This is a genomic window from Curtobacterium sp. ER1/6, assembly GCF_001742745.1.
Classification (GTDB): domain Bacteria; phylum Actinomycetota; class Actinomycetes; order Actinomycetales; family Microbacteriaceae; genus Curtobacterium; species Curtobacterium citri.
Genome location: NZ_MJAK01000001.1, coordinates 42883 through 59549, shown reverse-complemented (window position 1 = coordinate 59549; position 16667 = coordinate 42883). Strand labels below are relative to the sequence as shown.

15 protein-coding genes are annotated in these 16667 nt (G+C 72.1%); 4 read left to right on the top strand and 11 right to left on the bottom strand.

Annotated elements, in window-relative coordinates; genetic code table 11:
• Nucleotides 1–6 precede the first annotated feature (6 nt).
• The 4 genes from rimM to Cus16_RS00265 form a co-directional block, all read right to left on the bottom strand.
• Nucleotides 7–540, bottom strand: a complete 534-nt coding sequence (gene rimM / locus Cus16_RS00280) for a ribosome maturation factor RimM (RefSeq protein ID WP_083263576.1) — start codon at nt 538–540, stop codon at nt 7–9.
• A 19-nt stretch (nt 541–559) separates the two neighbouring features.
• Nucleotides 560–796, bottom strand: a complete 237-nt coding sequence (locus Cus16_RS00275) for an RNA-binding protein (protein WP_058730104.1) — start codon at nt 794–796, stop codon at nt 560–562.
• A gap of 4 nt (nt 797–800) precedes the next feature.
• Nucleotides 801–1217 (bottom strand): 30S ribosomal protein S16, encoded by a 417-nt coding sequence (gene rpsP / locus Cus16_RS00270; protein WP_066654835.1) that lies wholly within the window; start codon nt 1215–1217, stop codon nt 801–803.
• Between the two features lie 182 nt (nt 1218–1399).
• Nucleotides 1400–3535 (bottom strand): FAD-dependent oxidoreductase, encoded by a 2136-nt coding sequence (locus Cus16_RS00265; RefSeq protein ID WP_069711321.1) that lies wholly within the window; start codon nt 3533–3535, stop codon nt 1400–1402.
• 78 nt (nt 3536–3613) lie between these two features.
• On the opposite strand from Cus16_RS00265, the gene Cus16_RS00260 reads away from it, so the two are divergent.
• Entirely contained in the window at nt 3614–4744 is a 1131-nt protein-coding gene (locus Cus16_RS00260) for a glutamate--cysteine ligase (protein ID WP_069710674.1), read from the top strand.
• A gap of 69 nt (nt 4745–4813) precedes the next feature.
• On the opposite strand, the gene ffh is transcribed toward Cus16_RS00260, so the two are convergent.
• Nucleotides 4814–6373 carry a signal recognition particle protein gene (ffh, locus tag Cus16_RS00255; RefSeq protein WP_069710673.1) on the bottom strand — a complete coding sequence of 520 codons (1560 nt, stop codon included), beginning with the start codon at nt 6371–6373 and terminating at the stop codon, nt 4814–4816.
• A 110-nt stretch (nt 6374–6483) separates the two neighbouring features.
• On the opposite strand from ffh, the gene lipB reads away from it, so the two are divergent.
• Together lipB and lipA are read left to right on the top strand one after the other, a co-directional pair.
• A complete protein-coding gene (lipB, locus tag Cus16_RS00250; RefSeq protein ID WP_411266598.1) occupies nt 6484–7149 on the top strand; it encodes a lipoyl(octanoyl) transferase LipB in 666 nt (221 codons plus the stop codon).
• A complete protein-coding gene (lipA, locus tag Cus16_RS00245) occupies nt 7146–8129 on the top strand; it encodes a lipoyl synthase (protein ID WP_189319499.1) in 984 nt (327 codons plus the stop codon). The genes lipB and lipA overlap by 4 nt, the downstream gene beginning before the upstream one ends.
• An 80-nt stretch (nt 8130–8209) precedes the next feature.
• On the opposite strand, the gene ftsY is transcribed toward lipA, so the two are convergent.
• A complete protein-coding gene (gene ftsY, locus Cus16_RS00240) occupies nt 8210–9079 on the bottom strand; it encodes a signal recognition particle-docking protein FtsY (protein ID WP_069710671.1) in 870 nt (289 codons plus the stop codon).
• A gap of 207 nt (nt 9080–9286) precedes the next feature.
• Between ftsY and Cus16_RS00235 the strand changes: the two genes are divergently transcribed.
• The gene (locus tag Cus16_RS00235; protein WP_069710670.1) at nt 9287–10315 is read left to right on the top strand and encodes a TerC family protein; all 1029 of its coding nucleotides are present in this window, start codon (nt 9287–9289) and stop codon (nt 10313–10315) included.
• A 73-nt stretch (nt 10316–10388) separates the two neighbouring features.
• On the opposite strand, the gene Cus16_RS00230 is transcribed toward Cus16_RS00235, so the two are convergent.
• Genes Cus16_RS00230 through Cus16_RS00210 form a run of 5 tightly spaced genes read right to left on the bottom strand, consistent with a single transcriptional unit; the run spans nt 10389 to nt 16649 of the window.
• Nucleotides 10389–14087, bottom strand: a complete 3699-nt coding sequence (locus tag Cus16_RS00230) for a chromosome segregation SMC family protein (RefSeq protein ID WP_069710669.1) — start codon at nt 14085–14087, stop codon at nt 10389–10391.
• A gap of 33 nt (nt 14088–14120) precedes the next feature.
• The gene (gene mutM, locus Cus16_RS00225; RefSeq protein ID WP_069710668.1) at nt 14121–15092 is read right to left on the bottom strand and encodes a bifunctional DNA-formamidopyrimidine glycosylase/DNA-(apurinic or apyrimidinic site) lyase; all 972 of its coding nucleotides are present in this window, start codon (nt 15090–15092) and stop codon (nt 14121–14123) included.
• Nucleotides 15093–15096: 4 nt separating this feature from the next.
• On the bottom strand, nt 15097–15822 hold the full coding sequence (gene rnc, locus Cus16_RS00220; RefSeq protein ID WP_069710667.1) for a ribonuclease III: 726 nt from the start codon (nt 15820–15822) through the stop codon (nt 15097–15099).
• 13 nt (nt 15823–15835) lie between these two features.
• Nucleotides 15836–16039: a 50S ribosomal protein L32 gene (rpmF, locus tag Cus16_RS00215; protein WP_058728177.1), complete on the bottom strand. Its 204-nt coding sequence runs from the start codon at nt 16037–16039 to the stop codon at nt 15836–15838.
• Nucleotides 16040–16082: 43 nt separating this feature from the next.
• The gene (locus tag Cus16_RS00210; protein WP_069710666.1) at nt 16083–16649 is read right to left on the bottom strand and encodes a YceD family protein; all 567 of its coding nucleotides are present in this window, start codon (nt 16647–16649) and stop codon (nt 16083–16085) included.
• Nucleotides 16650–16667 lie beyond the last annotated feature (18 nt).

Below are 16667 nucleotides of genomic sequence, written 5' to 3'. Positions count from 1 at the left end.
GGCGGCCTAGGAGATCGTCTCGGGCCGCGAGGTGTCCTCGAACAGGCCGGTCGGCGGCGTGACCGTGACCGTGCCGGCCTCGATGTCGACCGACGGCACGATCGCCGAGACGAACGGCACGAGCACCTCGCCGCGGTCAGGGGTGTCGACGGCCAGCAGGTCCTGCGCCGGCAGGTGGTCGACCCGTGCGACGGTGCCGACCTCGACGCCGTCGCGGAGGACCCGGAGCCCGACGAGCTGGTGGTCGTACCAGGCGTCGTCCTCACCGGTCTCGGCATCGGCGTCCTGCTCGACCCAGAGGATCGCCCGCGCGAGGGACTCGGCAGCGGTGCGGTCCGCGACGCCCTCGAAGAAGGCGACCGGGTGGCCGTTGTACCAGCGGAGCTCGTCGATGGTCAGGGTCTTGCCCGACCACGGGGAGTCCGCGGGGACCTGGAGCGTGAACTCGGCCCCCGGCGTGAACCGACGATCCGGGTCGTCGGTGTAGAGCTCGAGCTTGATGCCGCCCTTGAGCCCGTGCGCCTTCGTGATTCGACCCACCCGGAGCTGGGTCGTCTCCCTAGGAATCGGTGTCGACCACGTCGACCCGCACCCGCTTGCCGTCGGCGAGAGCCGAGACGAGGGTGCGGAGCGCCTTCGCGGTCCGTCCGGCGCGACCGATCACGCGACCGAGGTCCTCGGGGTGCACACGCACCTCGAGGACCTCGCCACGCGCGGAGGTGGAACTGGCGACGCGGACGTCGTCCGGGTGATCGACGATCCCCTTGACGAGGTGCGTCAGCGCAGAGTCGAGCAAGGAATCAGGCCTCGGTCGTCTCGGCGGCGTCGTCGGCCGACTCGGCCGGAGCGGCGGCGGGGGCCGTCTTCTCCGACTTCGGCTTGAGGACGGCCTTCTTGGCGGTGTCCGCGACGAAGGCCTGCTTCGGCTCGGCGACCTTGACGGTGGACTCGGTGTTGCCCTCGCCCTTGAACTTGCCCCAGTCGCCGGTGAGCTTGAGGAGCGCCGCGACCTGCTCGGTCGGCTGCGCGCCGACGCCGAGCCAGTAGAGCGCACGCTCGGACTCGATCTTGATGACCGAGGGCTCCTCGGTCGGGTGGTACTGACCGATCTCCTCGATCACACGACCGTCGCGCTTGGTGCGCGAGTCGGCGACGACGATGCGGTAGTAGGGCGCACGGATCTTGCCGAGGCGCTTGAGACGGATCTTGACAGCCACAATTACTCCTGTTGCGTGTTGTTGTGGTTGAACCGGAACCGCGGGCGTGGGGGCACGCGCGGTGGAAGCTCGAAGGGAGTCGCGACCTGCTGGATAGAGGGTCGAGCAGACGCGATTCGACCGTTCATTCTTGCAGGTTTCCCGCCGAGAAGCGAGTCAGGACGCGCCGGTGCATCACCGGGTCACGGCGCGAGGCGTCGGACGGCCTCGAGCGCCTCGCTCGTCGCCCGCACCGCGTCGACGCTCCGGGCGTCCCGGGCACCGCCGACCACCTCGTGCGCGACACCCGCCGCACGGAGCGCCGCCACCAGGCCGTCGACGCCGTCGGTGTCCGGTCGGGACGCCCGCTCCTGGCCGGCGCACACCACCACGTGGTCGGCCGGGACCGCCCGCTCGAGCCCGTCCTCGTCGCGGATCCAGAGCGCGCCCGGCTCGATCCGGAGGTACTCCTGCACGCCGCCGACCATCCGCACCCCGGCGTCCCGCAGCCGCCCGACCGCGACCCACCGCGAGGTGATGCCGACGCCCTGCCCGAACCGGCCCGACCGGCGGAGCACCGTCACCTGGTCCCCGGGCCGGAGCAACCGGTCCGACGCCGGCAGCCGCTGCGGCACGTCGCCGATGACGTCCGCGGCGACGTCGACGTCCCACCGCTCGGCGAACGCCGCGGCGCGGACGACCTCGTCGGGCGACTCCACCAGGAACGCCGCGGTGTCGACGCCGATGCCTCCCCCGCCGACGATCGCGACGGTGCCCGGTGGGACGCCGTCGCGGAGCGCCGTCTCGTACGACACCACGTGCGGCAGGTCCGCGCCCGGCAGGTCGACCACGCGCGGGACCACACCGGGGGCGAGCACGACGGCGTCGCTGCCGAGCAGGTCCGTGGTCGTGGCCGGCCGTCCGAGGTGGACCGTGGCACCGCGGTCGTCGAGCTCGGCCCGTGCGGCACGGACGGTGGCGGCGTAGTCCTCCTTGCCCGGGATCGCCGCGGCGAGGGCGAACTGCCCGCCGAGGGCACGGTCGGCCTCCCACAGGGTGACGCGGTGTCCACGCCGTGCGGCGTCCACGGCGGCCGCGAGCCCCGCGGGACCACCGCCCACCACGTCGACCCGCTTCGGCGCGGTCGTCGGACGGGCGGGGAACGCCAGCTCGCGGCCGGCACGGGGGTTCACCAGGCAGGAGACCGGCGTACCGACGATCGAGCGGTCGAGGCAGGCCTGGTTGCAGCCGATGCAGGTGTTGACGAGGTCGAAGCGGCCGTCGAGCGAGCGCCGCACCAGGTCGGGGTCGGCGAGGAACGGCCGGGCCAGGGCCACCGCGTCGAGGAGCCCGTCGCCGAGCACGGCCTCGCCGTCCCGCAGGTCGGTCATCCGGTTCGACGCGATCACCCGGACCTCCGGGTGGTCCGACGCCCGCACGACCCGGGCGACCCGGGCCGCGTACGCGAGCCACGCCCCGTGCGGCACCGCCGCCTGCACGGTCGGCGTGCGCGACTCGTGCCAGCCGATCCCCACGGAGATGCCGTCGAGGCCGAGCGGCAGCAGGTCGTGCACGAGGGCGTCGACCTCGTCCTCGGTCGTCGACCCCGGCATGAGGTCCGCGCCCGACAGCCGGATCGTGACGGCGAGGTCCGGCACGGCGCTGCGGACGGCCCGCACGACCTCGACCGCGAAGCGGCGCCGACGGACGGCGTCCCCGCCCCACTCGTCGTCACGCAGGTTCGTCAGCGGCGACTGGAACTGGTTGACCAGGTACCCCTCCGACGCCATGATCTCGACCCCGTCGAAGCCGATCGCCCGGGCCGCCCGGGCAGCGGCGGCGAAGTCCTCGACGGTCCGGCCGACCTCGTCCGCCGACAGCTCCGTCGGCACGACACCACGGGCCGCGGCCCACGGCAACGCGCTGGGCGCCACGACGCGCTGGGGACGTCCGTGCCGGTCGACCATCCCGCTGGCGAGTGCGTACCGCCCCGCGTGGAACAGCTGCGCGAGGACGGCCCCGCCCTCCTCGTGCACGGCCTCGACCGCGACGCGGAAGCGCTCGTCCGCTCCCCCGGCGCCGAACACCGCGAAGTCCGGGCCCCCGCGGGCCTCGTCGCTGATCGCGATCCCGCCCGTGACGATGCAGCCGACGCCCCCGGCCGCGCGCTCGCGGTAGAACGCGGCGAGGGCGGCCCCGCCGTCGTCGAGCACCTCGAGCCCGGTGTGCATCGACCCCATCACCACCCGGTTCCGCAGGTGCAGCGGTCCGAGGGTCCAGGGCGACGCGACGGTCCGGAGCACGTCCGGGACCACGGGCGTCGAAGCGACGGTGCTCATGACACCACTCTGCCCGACGACGTGGTGCGGTCCGAGTTCCTTGTGCCGACCCTCCAACCCGACGGGCAGGATGGCTGCATGGACATCCGCTTCACCGAGTCCCGCCCGTCGACCCTCGGCGTCGAGTGGGAGCTCCCGCTGGTCGACCGCGACACCGGCGACCTCGCGCCCCGTGCCCCCGCCGTGATCTCCGCCGTGCAGGAACGCCTCGGCGACCCCGACCGGGTCACCGAGGAGCTCCTCACGAACACGGTCGAGGTCGTCACCGGCGTGCACGACACGGTCGGCGGCGCGACGCGGGAGCTCGCGGGCATCATCGGCGAGGTCGTCGACGCGGCCGAGCCCCTCGACGCACAGGTGATGTGCTCGGGCACGCACCCCTTCGCGGTGTGGGACCAGCAGGAGATCACCCCGGACAGCGAGCACTACACGACGCTCATCGACCGGACGCGCTGGTGGGGTCGGCAGATGCTCATCTGGGGTGTCCACGTGCACGTCGGGATCGACGACCGCGACAAGGCGGTGCCGATCATGAACGCGATGCTCGCCTACGTGCCGCACCTGCAGGCCTTCACCGCGTCGAGCCCGTTCTGGGGCGGCACCGACACCGGTTACGCGTCGAACCGGGCGCTCATGTTCCAGCAGCTGCCGACCGGTGGGCTGCCGCCGGACGTCACCGGGTGGGCCGACTTCGAGACCGTCGTCGACGACCTGACGAGGACCGGCGTGATCGAGGGCTTCAAGGACCTGCGGTGGGACATCCGCCCGTCGCCCGGCTGGGGCACGCTCGAGAACCGCGTCTCGGACGGCATCTCGACCCTGCACGAGGTCGGCGCCGTCACCGCGTTCGTCCAGTGCCTGGTCACGGCGCTCTCCGACCGGCTCGACCGCGGCGAGACCCTGCCGTCGATGCAGCCGTGGTTCATCCGCGAGAACAAGTGGCGCGCGGCGCGCTACGGCATGGAGGCGGAGATCATCACGAACGCCGCCGGCGACGAACGCCTGGTCACGGACGAGGTCCACGACCTGGTCGGACGCCTCGACCCGATCGCCGAGCGGCTCGGCTGCCAGCAGGAGCTGCACCACCTGGACACGATGATCGCCGACGGCGCGTCGTACCAGCGGCAGCTCCGGGTCGCGCAGGAGAACGGTGGCGACCTCCGGGCGGTCGTCCGTCACCTGGTGACGGAGCTGCGGGAGTCGCTCTAGCCGCGACCCCGTGCAGACGGGAGGCCCGTGGCGGATCCGCCACGGGCCTCCCGTCTGCACGGGTCGCGATCAGCGGCCCAGGAACTTCTGCAGACTGGCGAGCTCTTCCTCGCTCGGCGCCTTCCCGCCCTTGGCACCGCCACCGAAGCCGAAGCCCGACCCGCTCGGCGCCTGCTGCTGCGGCTGCGCCGCCGCACCGGAGGCCAGGGCCGCGCGCTTGGCGGGGTTGCCGACCTTCTTCTTCTTGGCGCCGCCCTGCTGCTGCTTCTTCTTGCCGCCGTGCATGCCCGGGATGGGGCCCATGCCCGGCATCTGCGGCACACCGCCGCGCGCGACGGTCTTCATCATCTTGGCGGCCTGCTCGAAGCGGTTCACGAGGGCGTTGACCTCGGTCACGGTCGTGCCGGAACCCTTGGCGATGCGGAGCCGCCGCGAGCCGTTGAGGAGCTTCGGCAGCTGGCGCTCCTGCTTCGTCATCGACTGGATGATCGCCTCGGTCCGGACGATCTCGCCCTCGTCGAAGTTGTCGAGTGCCTCGCGCATGCCCTTTGCGCCCGGGAGCATGCCGAGCATGCCCTTGATCGAGCCAGCCTTGCGCAGCTGCTGCATCTGCGCGAGGAAGTCGTCGAGCGTGAACGAGTCGGTCGCGATCTTCTCGGCGACCTTGCGGGCCTCGTCCTCGTCGAACGCCGACTGCGCCTGCTCGATGAGCGAGAGGATGTCGCCGAGGTCGAGGATGCGGCTCGCCATGCGGTCCGGGTGGAACGGCTCGAAGTCGTCGAGCCCCTCGCCCGTGGACGCGAACATGATCGGACGGCCGGTCACGCTGGCGACCGACAGGGCCGCACCACCGCGGGCGTCGCCGTCGAGCTTCGACAGGACGACGCCGGTGAAGTCGACGCCCTCCTGGAAGGCACGGGCGGTGTTCACGGCATCCTGACCGATCATCGCGTCGATGACGAACAGGACCTCGTCCGGGTCGACGGCCTTGCGGATGTTCGCCGCCTGCTTCATCAGCTCGGCGTCGACGCCGAGACGACCGGCGGTGTCCACGATGACGGTGTCGTACTGCTGGTCGACCGCGGCCTTGATCGCGTTCTTCGCGACCTTCACCGGGTCGCCGACCCCGTTGCCGGGCTCCGGCGCGAAGACGTGCACGCCGGCCTGCTCACCGACGACCTGCAGCTGCTGCACGGCGTTCGGACGCTGGAGGTCCGCCGCGACGAGCATCGGGGTGTGGCCGTCCTTCTTGAGCCACTTGCCGAGCTTGCCCGCGAGGGTCGTCTTGCCGGCACCCTGGAGGCCCGCGAGCATGATGACCGTCGGCGGCCGCTTCGCGAACTCGAGTCGTCGCTGCTGGCCGCCGAGGATGCCGACGAGTTCCTCGTTGACGATCTGGACGACCTGCTGGGCCGGGTTGAGTGCCTTGTTGACCTCGTCGGAGAGCGCGCGCTCCCGCACCGAGGCGGTGAAGGCCTTGACGACCTCGAGCGCGACGTCCGCGTCGAGCAGCGCCCGGCGGATCTCGCGGACGGTGCCGTCGACGTCGGACGGGGTCAGCCGACCCTTGCTCCGCAGGTTGCGGAAGGTCTCGGTCAGCCGATCGGAGAGTGAGCCGAATTGCGCCATGATCCGTCGATCCTACCGTCCCGCTCGTCGCGGCCCCTGCGGACGCTCGTGCCGGTTGTTGGACGCCGTCCAGGAACTGCCGTACGGTGCTCCTCGTGGGAGGACTCGAGATCATCCGGTGGCCCGGCCTGCTCGACCACGCGGCGGGTGTGGCGGTGCAGCGCGGGTACCGGTCCGACGTGGTGGCCGGACGGTCGCCGGGCGTCGTGGTCCTCTGCGAGCACCCGTCGGTGTACACCGCAGGACGCCGCACCGAGCCCAGCGACCTGCCGACGGACGGCTCCCCCGTGGTCGAGGTCGACCGCGGCGGCCGCATCACCTGGCACGGCCCCGGTCAGCTCGTCGTCTACCCGATCGTCCGGCTGGCGGAGCCGCTCGACGTCGTGGCGTGGGTGCGCGACCTCGAGCAGGTCGTCATCGACGTCGCCGCGGCGGTCGGGGTGGCCGCCGTCCGGGTCGACGGGCGGAGCGGCGCGTGGGTCCCGGGCGCGGACGGGGCGGACCACGACAAGGTCGGCGCGATCGGCCTGCACGTGGCCGAGGGGGTCACGAGCCACGGCATCGCGATCAACTGCACGAACGCGCTCGACGCCTACGCGGCGATCGTGCCGTGCGGGATCGCCGACGCGGGCGTCACCACCCTGAGCCGCGCCGCCGGCAGGCCCGTCACCGTCGACGAGGTCGCCGCCCTCGTCGGACCCCGGATCCAGCAGGCGGTGGACGGCATGCACGCCGGCAGCCGCATCAGCACCACGCGACAGGAGGTCGCCGCATGACCCTCGCCCCCGACGGCCGACGGATGCTCCGCGTCGAGGCCCGCAACGCCGCGACGCCCATCGAGGTCAAGCCCGCGTGGATCAAGACGCGGGCGACGCAGGGACCGGAGTTCCGCGAGCTCTCCGGCCTGGTCCGCGACAAGCAGCTCCACACCGTGTGCCAGGAGGCCGGCTGCCCGAACATCTTCGAGTGCTGGGAGGACCGCGAGGCCACCTTCCTCATCGGCGGTTCGCAGTGCACCCGACGGTGTGACTTCTGCCAGATCGACACCGGCAAGCCGGAGGACCTCGACCGCGACGAACCCCGCCGCGTCGCGGACTCCGTCGCCGAGATGGGGCTCAGGTACGCCACCGTGACCGGCGTCGCCCGCGACGACCTCGAGGACGGGGGTGCCTGGCTCTACGCCGAGACCATCCGCGCGATCCACACGCACTCCCCCGGCACCGGCGTCGAGATCCTGGTCCCCGACTTCAACGGTAGACCAGACCAGCTCGGGCAGGTCTTCGCCGCGCGACCCGAGGTGTTCGCGCACAACGTCGAGACCGTCCCGCGCATCTTCAAGCGCATCCGGCCCGCGTTCCGCTTCGAGCGCTCGCTCGACGTCATCACGCAGGGTCGCGACGCCGGTTTGGTCACGAAGTCCAACCTCATCCTCGGGATGGGCGAGGAACGCGACGAGGTGGAGGACGCCCTGCAGCAGCTGCACGACGCCGGAACCGACATCGTCACGCTGACCCAGTACCTCCGGCCCTCGCCCCGGCACCTGCCGGTCGCGCGCTGGGTCGCGCCGGAGGAGTTCGTCGAACTCCGCGAGGTCGCCGAGCGGATCGGGTTCGCCGGCGTCCTCGCGGGCCCCCTGGTCCGGTCGTCGTACCGGGCCGGGCGCCTGTGGGCCCGCGCGACGGTGGCGCGCGGGGGCACCGTGCCGCCGCACCTGGCCCACCTGCTCGACGCGGCGCCGGGTCGCCAGGCCGTGTGAGGCGCGTGCGGCGCGGGGACGTGCTGACGGACGGGAGGCCCGGTACCAGCTGGTACCGGGCCTCCCGTCCGTCTGCCGGGTCAGCCCACGAGGTTCTGCACGAAGACGTGCGGCGTGAAGCCCGTCAGGTCGTTGATGCCCTCGCCCTGCCCGATGAGCTTGATCGGGATGCCGGTCTTCTCCTGCACGCTGAGCACGAACCCGGCCTTGGCGGAGCCGTCGAGCTTCGTGATGACGAGTCCGGTCACGCCGGCGCCCTCGATGAACGCCTGCGCCTGCGCGAGGCCGTTCTGCCCGGTGGTGGCGTCGAGCACGAGGAGCACCTCGGCGATCTCGGTCTGCTTCTCGACCACGCGCTTGATCTTCGTCAGCTCGTCCATCAGGCCGGCCTTGGTGTGGAGTCGACCGGCGGTGTCGATGACGACGATCTCGGTACCGTCGTGGATCGCCTTCTCGACGGTCTGGTAGGCGACCGACGCGGGGTCCTGTCCGGGCTGCGCCGGCCGGACGACCTCGACGCCGGCGCGCTGCGCCCACGTGGCCACCTGTTCGACCGCCGCCGCGCGGAAGGTGTCCGCCGCGCCGACGACGACGGTGCGGTCGTACGTGCGGAGGAACTTCGCGAACTTGCCGATCGTGGTCGTCTTGCCCACGCCGTTGACGCCGACGACGAGCACGACGGCGGGCCGGGCGCTGAGCTTGAGCGTGGTGTCGAGCTTCGACAGTCGTTCCTCGAGGACCTCGCGGAGCATGCGCTGCAGGTCCGCGGGGTCGGTCGTGCCGTAGCGGTCGACGCGCGCGTGGAGGTCCTCGATGACCTCGTCCGCGATGTCGGGGCCGAAATCCGCACCGATCAACGCGGTCTCGAGGTCGTCCCACGTGGTCTCGTCGATGGTCTTCCGCTGGAACAGGCCGCGGAGACGGGTGGACAGTGACCAGGAACTCGCCATGCTCCCAGCTTAGAGCGCGCCACGGGTGGGCAGCGCCCGGTACCCTTGGGTCCTGAAGGGGAGTACTCCACTTCGGCGCACCCGTCAGTACGGTCTGGGACGATCCAGACCCGGGACGCCGGTCGTGTCGGACCATCTGGTCGACGCGGCGGAGGAGACCTTCAGGCCTCGGCGTACCCACGTACGCCCTTACCTGAAGGACATCCGATGGACGTTCCCCTCTACGTCTGGCTCCTCACCATCGCGGGCATCCTCGCGCTGCTGGTGTTCGACTTCTACTCCCACGTGCGGACGCCGCACGTGCCGCACATCAAGGAGTCCGCGTTCTGGTCGGCGTTCTACGTCGGCCTCGCGATCCTGTTCGGTGTCGGCATCCTCGTGTTCGGCGGCGGCCAGGCCGGCGGTGAGTACTTCGCCGGGTGGTTGACCGAGAAGGCCCTGTCGGTCGACAACCTGTTCGTCTTCCTCATCATCATGTCGAGCTTCGCGGTGCCGAAGGAGTTCCAGCAGAAGGTGCTGCTGGTCGGCGTCGCGATCGCCCTCGTCGCCCGCGGTGTCTTCATCGCCCTCGGCGTCACGATCATCGAGAACTTCTCGTGGGTCTTCTACCTGTTCGGTGCGCTGCTGTTCTGGCTCGCGTGGTCGCAGGCCCGCAGCGGGAACGACCACGGTGCCGAGGAGGGCGACTCCCGGCTCATCCGCATCCTGCGCCGCGTCATCCCGACCACGGACGACTACCACGGTGACAAGCTGACCGCGAAGGTCGACGGCAAGCGCCTCTTCACCCCGATGCTGCTCGTCATGGTCGCGATCGGCCTCACCGACGTGCTCTTCGCGCTCGACTCGATCCCGGCGATCTTCGGTCTGACGCAGGACGCCTTCATCGTGTTCACCGCGAACGCGTTCTCGCTCCTGGGCCTGCGCCAGCTGTACTTCCTCATCGCGGGGCTGCTCGAACGCCTCATCTACCTCGGGCAGGGCCTGGCGGTCATCCTCGCCTTCATCGGTGTGAAGCTCGTGTTCCACGCCATGCACGTCAACGAGCTGCCGTTCATCAACGGCGGCGAGCACATCGAGTGGGCGCCGGAGATCCCGATCTGGTTCTCGCTGAGCTTCATCGCGCTGACGATCGCCGTCGCGACGGTCGCGTCGCTGGTGGTCTCGAAGAAGCGCCAGGAGCGCGGTCTCACCCCGACGGGCGAGCCGAAGGAGCCGGTGACGGCCGACGCGGAGTAGTCGCGACGGTCTGCGGACGGGAGGCGCGGTGCCGGCCGGCACCGCGCCTCCCGTCCGTCCGCTCTCGCGTCCGCTAGGCGACCGCGGGCTCGCGCCGCTGCACCCGCTGACCGACGACAGCGGACACGCCGTCCTGCCGCATCGAGACGCCGTACAGCGCGTCGGCGATCTCCATCGTGCGCTTCTGGTGCGTGATGACGATGAGCTGCGAGGACTCGCGGAGCCGCTCGAACACCGTGAGCAGTCGTCCGAGGTTCGCGTCGTCGAGCGCCGCCTCGACCTCGTCCATGATGTAGAACGGCGACGGGCGCGCGGTGAAGATCGCCACCAGGAGCGCCACCGCCGCGAGCGACCGCTCCCCGCCGGACAGCAGGGTGAGGCGGTCGATCTTCTTGCCGGCGGGCTTCACCTGCACGTCGAGCCCCGTCGCGAGCATGTCGTCCGGGTTCGTCAGCGTGATGGACCCCGTCCCGCCCGGGAAGAGGATCGGGAACACCACGTCGAACGCGGCCTTGGTGTCGTTGTACGCCGACTCGAAGATCGTCTGCATCTTCGTGTCGAGCTCCTCGATGATGGTGAGGAGGTCCGTGCGCGTCTTCTGCAGGTCGTCGAGCTGCTCGGCGAGGAACGCGTGCCGCTGCTCGAGCGCCTGGAACTCCTCGAGTGCGAGCGGGTTCACCTTGCCGAGCCGGCCGAGGTCCCGCTCGGCCGCCGCGAGCCGCTGCTCCTGCTCGGCGCGGACGTACGGCACGGTCTCGACGTCGGCGGGGTCGACCCCGTCGGTGGCGTCGAACTCGGGCAGCGCGGGTCCGCCGGGCAGGGTCGACTCGGCCGGCACGAGGTCCGCGTCGTCGACGTCCTCCGCGGGGTCCCCGTCGCCACGGGCCACGGCGTCGGCCGCCCGGGCACGCTCGGCCTCACGGTGCCGGCGGGCGAGCACCCGCGGGTCGACCAGCACGTCGACCGGTACCGGGACGTCGGGACCATACTCCGCGACGAGCACGGCCTCCCCCAGCCCGAGCTCGCTCTGCGCGCGGTCGAGCACGCCGGACACGTGCAGCTTCTTCTCGTAGATCTCCATCTCGAGCGAGTGCACGCCGTCGGTGATCGTCTGCAGCCGGTCGCGGAGCGCACGCTCCTCGTTCCGGATCACCTGCAGCTCGGTGTTGCGCTTCGTGCGCTCCGACTCCTCGGACGCGAGCCGGACCCGGGCCTCCGCGAGCGAGCGGTCGACCGCGGCGAGCACACCGGGCAGGTCCGCGAGCACGTCCTCGGCCACCGCGATCTGGGCGCGCCGGACGACCGCCCGGCGCGCTGCCTCCTCGGCCGCAGCGCGCTCGGCCTCGAGCTGCCGCTGCAGCCCCGCCGCCCGGTTCCGCTCCGACCGCGCTCGCTCGCGTACGGTCTCGACCTGGATCCGCTGCTCGATCTGCGCCGCACGCGCGCCCTCCAGCGCCTCCTGCAGCGCGGGCCGCCCGGAGGCGTCGACGACCGGACGTGGCCCCTCGTCGAAGACCCGCCGGGCCTCCTCGGCCTCGCGCACGGCGCGGTCGACGGTCTCGACCGCCCCGTCCGTCTCGGCGAAGGAGGCGCGCAGCCGGTCCACCTCGGCGACGGCGTTCTCGGCCCTCGCCCGCGTGGACGCGCTCGACCGGTCGTACTCGGCCTTCGCCGCGGTGTGCGCGCGGAGCGCGCGGTCGGTCTCCTCGGCACGGCGGCGGGCCTCGTCGACGGCGGTGCGCGCGGCCTGGAGGCCCGTGGCCGCGTCCGCCGCGTCCGCCGCCACCGCGTCACGACGGCCCTGCGCGTCGTCCCGCTCGGCCACGAGCTCGATGCGGGACACGGTGCGGGCACCGCCACCGGTCACGCGGACGGTGCGCACGAGGTCACCGGAGCGCGTCACGACCGTCGCGTGCGGGGCGGCGGCGAGCACGGCCTCCAGGTCGACGTCCTCGTCCACCGCGACCAGCGTCGTCCGGAGCACCGCGGTCAGCGCGGGCGGACCCTGCACCACGTCGAGCGCCGGCCGGACACCGGCCGGCAGCGTGCTCGGCAGCCCCGGACCGTCGACGACGGCGTCGGCGACGACGACGTCCACGCGGCCGAGGTCGGCCTCGCGGGCGTGCGCGACCGTGGCGAGGGCGGTGCCCCGGTCGGCGGCGAGCACGGCGTCGGCCAGGCCGTCGAGCGCCGTCGCGACCGGCGCCTCGAAGCCGGGCTCGACGGTCAGCGCGTCGGCGAGGCGACCGAGCACGCCGTCGCGCCGGGCGTCGACCACGGCCTGCGAGCCGTCACGGACGTCGATCGACATGCCGAGCGCGGCGACGCGGGCGTCCAGGGCGTCCCGCTCGCGCTCGAGGGCGTGCAGCCGGTCGCGGAGGGCGTCGCGTGCGGTCTGCGTGCGCTCGAGCTCCTGTCGGGCCTCGTCGTGCGCCGCGGCGAGGGCGTCGACGTCGACGCCCTCCGCGGGATCGAGGCCGATCTCCTCGAGCGCCGCCGTGGCACGGGCAGCGCGCTCCTCGGCCTCCGCGAGCGCACGGGCCCGACGGTCGCGGTCGGCGACGACGGACGTGCGACGCGAGCGGGCGACGTCTACGGCGGCACCGAGCCGCTGGGCCTCGAGGTCGTGCCGGGACACCCGCGCGGCCTGCGCGGCGATCTCCTCGTCGAGTGCGTCGAGTCGGGCACGGGCGTCCTGCACGGCCGCGGCGGCGGCACCGGAGCCGGCGGTCATCTCGGCGGCGCGCGCCTCGAGCCGCTGCGCCTCGGCGCGGACACCCTCCACCCGCTCCGGCGTGATCGTCGGTCCCTGCTGCGGGGCGTCGGCCTGCTGCGCGAGGAACACGAGCCGCTGGTTGGCCAGGCTCGACAGGCCGCGGAGGCGCTCCTGCACGCTCTCCAGGCGGTGCACCACGGTGCGGGCCCGATCGACGTCGTCCCCGACCATGCTCTGCTCGACCTGCTGCTGTCGGGCGCGCGTCTGGTCGAGGCGTTCCTGCAGGACGACCCGCTCGGACTTCCGACCCGTCTCGACCGCCTGGTGTTCGTGCAGCTCGCGGCGCAGCCGGACCACGTCGTCGGCGAGGATGCGCGCCTTCGCGTCACGCGCGACCGCGGCGACGGACTGCGCCTTGCGCGCGACCTCGGCCTGTCGGCCGAGCGGCTTCAGCTGGCGCCGGATCTCGCCCGCGAGGTCGGACAACCGGGTCAGGTTCGTCTGCATCGCGTCGAGCTTGCGGAGCGTCTTCTCCTTGCGCCGGCGGTGCTTGAGGATCCCGGCGGCCTCCTCGATGAAGCCGCGGCGGTCCTCCGGGGTGGCGTGCAGCACCTTGTCGAGCTGACCCTGCCCGACGATGACGTGCATCTCGCGCCCGAGCCCGGTGTCGCTCAGGAGCTCCTGCACGTCGAGCAGACGGCAGTTCTCGCCGTTGATGGCGTACTCGCTCCCGCCGTTCCGGAACAGCGTGCGGGAGATCGTCACCTCGGCGTACTCGATCGGCAGGAGCCCGTCACTGTTGTCGATCGTCAGGAGCACCTGCGCGCGGCCGAGCGGGCCGCGCGTCGAGGTCCCGGCGAAGATGACGTCCTCCATCTTGCCGCCACGGAGGGTCTTGGCGCCCTGCTCCCCCATCACCCAGGCGAGGGCGTCCACGACGTTGGACTTGCCCGACCCGTTCGGCCCGACGATGCAGGTGACACCCGGCTCGAACGCGAACGTCGTCGGCTGCGCGAAGGACTTGAACCCCTTGATGGTCAGGCTCTTCAAGTGCATGCGGGTCTCCGGAGTCTCTCGCTTCCGGGCAGGCTAACGCCTGCGCAGGCGCGGAGCGGGCTGGCACACGGGGCAGCGGTGGCTCGACCGGTTCATGAAGGCCTCGCGGACGATGGTCGTGCCGCACCGCGGGCACGGCTTCCCCTGCTGCCCGTACACCGCCAGGCGCTGCGAGAAGTACCCGGACTGCCCGTTGACGTTGACGTACTGCGCGTCGAAGCTCGTGCCGCCGTCCTCGAGCGCCCGGCCGAGGACGCTGCGGACCTCGGCGAGCAGCCGGTGCAGGTCGGCGCGGGGCAGGCGCTCCGCGGGCCGGTCGAAGTGCAGTCGCGCCGCCCACAGCGACTCGTCGGCGTAGATGTTGCCGATGCCGCTCACGACGCCCTGGTCGAGCAGGACGCGCTTGATGCCGCTCGACCGCTTCCGTGCCGTCGCGACGAACCGGTCGTCGTCGAACGCGGGGTCGAGCGGATCGCGGGCGATGTGCGAGACCTGCGTCGGGATGCGCCGCCGCCACACCGCGTCCGGCTCCCGTTCGTCGACCGCACCGGCCGTACCGGCCGGGGCACCGTCGATCGTCGGGACCATCGCGTCGATCGCCATCGACCCGAAGGTGCGCTGGTCGACGAACTCGAGTTCGACCGGTTCCTCCGGACGACCGTCGCGGTCGGTACCGGTCGGCTGCACGTCGATCAGGATGCGGCGGTGCTTCGCAGCCGGGCGACCGCGTCCGAGCAGGACCTGGCCGGACATCCCCAGGTGCGTGACGAGCGCCTCGGGACGGTCGCCGTCGTGTTCGGGCACCAGCGGGAACCACATGAACTTGCCGCGGCGCACGGCCGCGGCGACGGTCCGGCCGGTCAGCCGCTCGGCGAAGTCCTCTGCGGGGCCGTCGTGCCGGGTGAGCGCACGGTCGTCGACGACGTCCACGTGCAGCACGCGCGCACCGCTGACGGCGGGTTCGAGGCCGGCGCGGACCACCTCGACCTCGGGGAGTTCGGGCACGCGGTCAGGCCGCCCGGCCGGACAGGCGCGTCCACGCCTCGAGCGCGGCGGCCATCTCGGCGGTCTTCTTGCTCGAGCCGGAGCCGGTCGCGACGTCCTCGCCCTGCAGCACGACGGTGGCGTGGAACGTCTTGTCGTGGTCCGGGCCCTCCTCCGTCACGCGGTAGGCGGGGTTGCCGAGGGTCAGGCTCGCGGCGAGCTCCTGCAGGCTCGTCTTCGGGTCCATCGCCGCACCGAAGCGGGCGGGGTCGACCAGGAGCGGCTCGACCAGGCGCAGCACGAGCGCGGTGGCGTCGTCGGGGCCGGCGGACAGGAACGTCGCGCCGATGACGGCCTCGACCGTGTCGGCGAGGATGGACGCCTTGTCACGGCCGCCCGTCTGCTCCTCGCCCTTGCCGAGGCGCAGGTAGGCGCCGAGCCCGATCATGCGGGCGATCTCGGCGAGGGCGACCGTCGAGACGAGGCTCGCGCGCCGCTTGGCGAGCTCGCCCTCGTCGAGGTCGGGGAAGGACCGGAAGAGCTTCACGGTCACGGCCTGGCCGAGGATGGAGTCCCCGAGGAACTCGAGGCGTTCGTTGTGCCCGATGCCACCGTGCTCGTAAGCGTACGAGCGGTGGGTCAGGGCGAGCTGGAGCAGCTGGAGGTCGAGGTCGACCCCCAGGATGCCCTGCAGACGAACGACGTCCGACCCCACGGGGCGGGACCCCGCGGCGCCGGACGTCGCTGTCATGTGCGGTGTCCGATCAGACGTCGGCGACCTTGCGGCCCTTGTACTCCATGTACAGGGCGGTGCCGGCCGAGTCCTCGACGACCTTCGCGCGGTGCGGGAGGCTGTAGGTGACCTTGCCGTTCTCGATCGTCTTCACGAGCTGGACCGGCGCGGCCTTCCACTGCGAACGACGGGCGTGCGTGTTGGCACGGGACTGCTTGCGCTTGGGAACGGCCATGGTGGTTCTCTTTCGGTTGGTCGGTGGTCAGGGGCGAGGAGCGTCAGGCCGTGCGGCCGTCGCCCTCGGGGCTCTGGGTTGGGGTGCTGCCGTCGGTGTCGTCGCCGGCACCCTGGAATCCGCTCAGTGCGGCCCAACGGGGGTCCAGGACCTCGTGCACCGGGTGCTCGTCGAGGTCGGCCAGCCGCTCACCCGTGACGGGGTCGAGGCCGGGGCAGTCCGGTCGGCAGACCGGCTGGAACGGCAGCGACAGCACCACCGCATCTCGAACGACCGGTTCGCAGTCCACGTGGTCATCGCGAACGAAGAAGTCGAAATCCTCCGAGACATCGTACGCGAAGAGCTCGGCGAAATCGACCTCGACCGGTTCGCTGATGTCGATGAGGCACCGCGAGCACTCGCCGGTCGCCTCGGCCGACGCGTGACCGGACACCAGGACGCCCTCGTGGAGGCCCTCGAGCTTGACGTCGAGCTGCATCGTGGCGCCCTCGCGCACGGCGATCAGGCCGGCTCCCATCGCGTCCGGCACCGCGACGTCGAGCGAGTGCTCGCGCATCTCGCCCGGACGGTGCGCGAGGTCGCGCACGCGCAGGGCGTAGGGGCTGTTCACGGGGGAAGACACGATCGA